The organism is Vicinamibacteria bacterium, assembly GCA_035620555.1.
Classification (GTDB): Bacteria; Acidobacteriota; Vicinamibacteria; order Marinacidobacterales; family SMYC01; genus DASPGQ01.
In genome coordinates, this window is sequence record DASPGQ010000460.1 from 1 (window position 1) to 3530 (window position 3530).

Annotated in this window: 7 protein-coding genes; 1 reads left to right on the top strand and 6 read right to left on the bottom strand. The window is 59.8% G+C overall.

What is annotated here, in order from left to right; all coding sequences use genetic code 11:
- Positions 1-41: 41 nt before the first annotated feature.
- The 6 genes from VEK15_18685 to VEK15_18710 all read right to left on the bottom strand — a co-directional run bounded on the left by VEK15_18685 (position 42) and on the right by VEK15_18710 (position 2319).
- Complete coding sequence (locus VEK15_18685; GenBank protein HXV62733.1) at positions 42-434, bottom strand: HNH endonuclease; 393 nt, start codon at positions 432-434, stop codon at positions 42-44.
- Positions 435-496: 62 nt separating this feature from the next.
- Entirely contained in the window at positions 497-874 is a 378-nt protein-coding gene (locus VEK15_18690) for a DUF5615 family PIN-like protein (protein HXV62734.1), read from the bottom strand.
- Positions 871-1113 carry a DUF433 domain-containing protein gene (locus VEK15_18695; GenBank protein HXV62735.1) on the bottom strand — a complete coding sequence of 81 codons (243 nt, stop codon included), beginning with the start codon at positions 1111-1113 and terminating at the stop codon, positions 871-873. Before VEK15_18695 ends, VEK15_18690 begins: the two co-directional genes overlap by 4 nt.
- 109 nt (positions 1114-1222) lie before the next feature.
- On the bottom strand, positions 1223-1438 hold the full coding sequence (locus tag VEK15_18700; protein HXV62736.1) for a hypothetical protein: 216 nt from the start codon (positions 1436-1438) through the stop codon (positions 1223-1225).
- Between the two features lie 364 nt (positions 1439-1802).
- The gene (locus VEK15_18705) at positions 1803-2138 is read right to left on the bottom strand and encodes a DUF5615 family PIN-like protein (protein ID HXV62737.1); all 336 of its coding nucleotides are present in this window, start codon (positions 2136-2138) and stop codon (positions 1803-1805) included.
- Positions 2071-2319: a DUF433 domain-containing protein gene (locus tag VEK15_18710; protein HXV62738.1), complete on the bottom strand. Its 249-nt coding sequence runs from the start codon at positions 2317-2319 to the stop codon at positions 2071-2073. Before VEK15_18710 ends, VEK15_18705 begins: the two co-directional genes overlap by 68 nt.
- A 61-nt stretch (positions 2320-2380) precedes the next feature.
- Between VEK15_18710 and VEK15_18715 the strand changes: the two genes are divergently transcribed.
- Entirely contained in the window at positions 2381-2560 is a 180-nt protein-coding gene (locus tag VEK15_18715; protein HXV62739.1) for a hypothetical protein, read from the top strand.
- Positions 2561-3530: the final 970 nt, after the last annotated feature.

Below are 3530 nucleotides of genomic sequence, written 5' to 3' on the forward strand. Positions count from 1 at the left end.
GAGACGCGAAAGTGTGGTCGAGGAAAATGGCGCAGCCGTATCTATTCCCCGCCAAGCCGCAGGATTTCCCGGCGAATTCGCGTGCGAATCTCGGAGTTCATGTCGAGAAGGTGCACGGTCGTGCGGCCTATGTCCGTCAAACCAAGGATCTGTCCGTTCTCGTCGGTCCGAAAATGCTCGTGCCAGCGATCCTTGCGAGGGTGGAACAGTCGCGTGAGAGCACCGGTTTCTGGGTCGAGACCCGAGAGATTGGGCCCCTTCCTGCTGCTACAGAGGTGACACGATGCGCGAGGTTGTCGAGATCGTCTCCGCCCATGCTGCGTCGAGACGATGCGCTCGACGTGGAAAGCGGAATCGAGATGGATGCGTTGATGAATGGCGCCGTACTCGTAGCGCTCGTTGGCGCGAGTGGGCGAGGCGTCTCGCCTCCACATGCAATTACGGAGCGGACGCACTACCCCTGGTCATTCATGGCAAGTGTCTGTCCGAAGATGTGTCATCGGGACGCGGGAGCGATCGGCAATTGTCGAATTCGAACTCCCTTCTTTTCGACGGTCATCAGAACGCCGGATTCCAGCTCCTGGGCATGCGTTCGAGCGAGGCCCATGACGATGCGAGCGACGTCGGGTCCCTTGAGCCCTTGCATCCGGAATCTGATCGTCGAGGGCCTCGAGTCTCGCGATAGCGCGATGAGCGTATGAAAGTCCGCGTCTAATGTGACCGCGATGGATTCGTTCTCGATGCACCAACTGACGATGTCGGCGTCGGCGGCGGTCGAAAGGCCGAGCTCGGACGTATGAACCGCCTCAATCCCCTCTTCGCGAAGGAGAGCCGCGGCGCGGAACGGGACGCCCTGGTCCAGGAGGAATTTCACGACATCGACGGAACTTCGACGGTCTCGTCCGCGAGCATCGCGGCAGCGTACGCGAGCGCTTGGCGGATATCTTCGTCCTCCAGTTCAGGGTAATCCGCTCTAAGCTCTTCACGAGAGTCGTAGGTACTCAGAGCTTCGAGCACGCGCCGGACCGTCAAACGAAGCCCGCGAATACACGGCTGCCCGTTCATCTTGCCGATATCGACCGTGATTCGGTCGAAAGGATTTGTGGCCGCCATATTTCTCCCTGTTGTCAAATATTATAGTTCCATTGCGACGATGGGTGGAAGGGACTCATCGGATCGTCGACTACGTAGGCAGTGAAACGCCGCGAGAAGCGTCACGGCATCACGGCCAATCCGGTGCGCCCGCCGACGTGTGCGCCTTGCCAGACGAAGTGCTCGAACCAGTCATCGCGTCGAGGGTGAAACAGGCGAACGAGCTCTCCTGTCGCGATCGAGGCTCGCGATGTTCGGCCCCTTGCACGTTCACCACCGTGACGGATGCATCGAGCAGGATGCCGCGTACCGAGGCAGAAGGCAGGAGCGCTTCGAGCTTGGTCAAGCGGGGACCATGGAACCGTGACACCCTACCGACACGTTCCCTCGTGCCTCGAGGGTTCGATTGTGGGTCGATCTCACGTTCAAGCGCGCTTGGAACTCGCTTTTTCGAAATGTTAACCCGCCGGGCGTCGGAATCGCAACCCGAACGGGGGGTTCGGGTAATCTTGCCTCGCAGCCGTGACAAGCACGGTCAGACAATCGAGACGGAACTCCCATAGCACGGTTGCCAATGAATCCGGAGAGAAGGTTACGCCCTGAGGATCCGGGGCAGCCTTTTTAAGTTTTCTTGGCCAACCGGGTACGGATCCTGCTCTCGGTCACGACGGCAAGCCCACCGCGCAGCCTATCCAACAGTCCGGATTCCACTAAACGGCGGGCGTTTCCAAGGCGCGCCATCTCTGGTCCTTTAGACGAAACACGACGATTCCGGCGTGGGTTCCGAGCGGATACTTTCGAACGTCGCCGAAATCCAGATCGAACGTCATGCGCAGCCGATCTTCTTGGGTCACCGCTGCCGACACGATCGTATCCTTGGGGCCGCCGAGATCCTCCTCGGGTAATGTGGTGATATCGTGATTCGGGAACGCAGCAGCTCGGCGAGGTCGGCAGGAAGGTTCTCGTCGAGCTTGACCCTCATCCCGTGACGTCGGTGTGAATGGGGTGCTGTTCCTCTTCGCGTGCCAACCAGGCGGCGTAGGCAATGGCTGCGAGAATGTCGGCCTCCTGAAGCGTCGGGTACTGCCGCAGTATTTCCTCGTGTGTCTCCCCCGCCTTCAAGTAATCCAGGATGATGGAAACCATGATGCGAATGCCCTTGATCGTCGCTTTCCCGTGACAGACGTCAGGCGCGATGGAAATGCGCTCTTGCCAGTCGGTTTTCACTTCATCCTCTCCAAGGAAAGGATCGGCGCTATCCCGTCACGCGACGTTTGAGGATACGACGGTGATGTCGCTCATCGGACGCTCCTGCTACATGTTATCCCACGTCGGTGCCTCGGGCGATGAGTTCTTTGATGAAGAAGAGATCCGCCATGATGGTCTTCCCTGCCCCGGGATCGTCTGCGAGAGAAACCGAAGCGGGTGGCGCGGCAGCATGGCCGCGCAGGCGGCCGTGATCCGATAAGTGGAAGCCCTGTCGTGGTTGAATCGCAATCCGAGAGCGCGGTTCGGGTTCGCTTTGCGGCTGTCGTGGACAAGACGGTCCCCACCTCCGCAGCGCTCACACCCAGCGAGGCAGACCTCTCCAACGGAAAAGCGCTCCGTCCGAGGAGGCATTCTCATCCGCTTCTCGTCACCTCTCATCGAAAGCGCCGTTGCAGGCACACGGGCTCTTGCGCCGGATCCTATGGGTTTTATGTCGAACAAGTCCTGCACTATCATGTCTTTGGAGTGATTTGATGAGTGAGCATGACCGTCTCCCGGGCAGCCGATGGGATTCGACGGGACTTCGTGCGGCGGCTTTCGCTCCGTCGAGAGGGGGTGGCTCCCACCGAAAGCACGAGGAGAGAAGTGGCTCTCTGGAACGGATACGCCCATGACAACTTTGGGGGATCAGCACAGTCCGTCCTCGCTGAGCGCGACGTACGCGGATCGCGTTCGAGAACTGATTTCGGAGGATCGAATTGCGGACGCGAGGCAGCTGGTCGAAGAAGGGTTGGAAGCAATTTCGCGGGATCCGCACCTGAATCGTCTTCGCCGATTGCTGGCTCCGCCAAGGTCGACCAGAGTCGACAAACAGGACGTCGATCGAAGTGAAGAATTTCAGTGGCTGGCCCGACACGCCGGGGAGTATCAAGGTCGCTGGGTCGCCATTCAGGGGAGCGAGTTGGTCGCGGCCGCCGCCACTCTCAAAGAGCTGAGGCAAGCGTTACGCTCTCGCGAGTTGGAGATCCCCCCTTTGATACACCGTTTCGAGTAACCTCCCCACGTGCTGACCCTCGGCGACGAACGGTTTACCTCGGGACGATGTCGCTATACCGATGCGGACGGCCGCATCGAAGGCTCGGCAAAGATTTGCGTCAAGGCCCTGCCGGGTGATTGGGAGACTCCCATCCTCGCCGTACTCGACACAGGCGCCGATTGGTCGGTCTTGA

Coding starts and splice junctions, on each gene's coding strand:
- VEK15_18685 (HXV62733.1), bottom strand. CDS start 434: ATGTGGAGGCGAGACGCCTCGCCCACTCGCGCCAACGAGCGCTACGAG.
- VEK15_18695 (HXV62735.1), bottom strand. CDS start 1,113: ATGGCGGCCACAAATCCTTTCGACCGAATCACGGTCGATATCGGCAAG.